This window comes from Mesorhizobium sp. P5_C1, from assembly GCF_054049815.1.
The window spans coordinates 1-902 of sequence record NZ_JBFULQ010001153.1; the positions used below are offsets into that span (position 1 = coordinate 1).

General features: G+C 56.3%; 1 protein-coding gene and 1 pseudogene. Both read left to right on the forward strand.

The features are described from left to right. A partial coding sequence (locus tag ACXJ7R_RS34535; protein WP_457155706.1) for a PP2C family protein-serine/threonine phosphatase occupies positions 1–598 on the forward strand: 598 nt, incomplete at its 5' end. A gap of 1 nt (position 599) precedes the next feature. Further along, positions 600–902 (forward strand): annotated as a pseudogene (locus ACXJ7R_RS34540) (slr1658 superfamily regulator); the annotation flags it as partial.

A 902-nucleotide genomic window follows, 5' to 3' on the forward strand; every position in this document is an offset into this window, starting at 1 on the left:
GCAGAATGGATCACGGGTCAAGATCGGCATCGGCGACGTGACCGGCCATGGTCTCGAGAGCGGCGTGCTGATGCTGATGGTCCAATCCGTTGCGCGCGCGCTGCAGGAGACCAACGAAGCGGATCCACACCAGTTTCTGGATCGGCTGAACAGAGCGATCTATAAGAACATCGAGCGGACGAACACCGACAAGCATCTCTCGCTGGCCTTTCTTGATTTCGAGGATGAGCGGGTAACGCTATCGGGCCAGCATGAGGATGTTCTCGTTGTCCGTGCGGGTGGCGAAGTCGAACGCATCGATACGATAGATCTGGGTCTGCCGGTTGGTCTGGAGAAAGACATCTCGAAGTTCATTGCCACGCGGAACATCCTGTTTGGGAGTGGCGATGTGATCGTGCTGCACACTGACGGTGTGACCGAGGCGGAAGACCATGACAGAAAACTGTTTGGGTTCGAGCGCCTCTGCCAGAGCGCCCGAAAACGTCATGGCAGCAGCGCCGAGGAAATCAAAACCGGGATCATCGAGGATCTGATGGCCCATATCGGAATCCAGAAGATCCACGACGACATCACCCTCGTGATCATAAGGCACACATAGGATGACCACGCTGTTCGGCACCCCTGACCTTGCAATCGGAATGATGGAAAGCGTCAGCCGGGTGCGGCTGTTCGACGGACCTCTCGACTTGAGCTGGCGTCATTGCGCGACGACTTCGGACTTCATCGCCGATCTTTTCGCATTGCGCTTTCAGTCGTCCCGCAATGACTACAGGGAAGTGCGGCACAGCATCGGATACCTGGCCAACGAGCTCATCGAAAATGCTGTCAAGTTTCGCGCACCGGGTGAAATCGTAATCGAGGCGTCGATGGATTCGGAGTGCTTCAAGCTCAAGGTGTCGAAT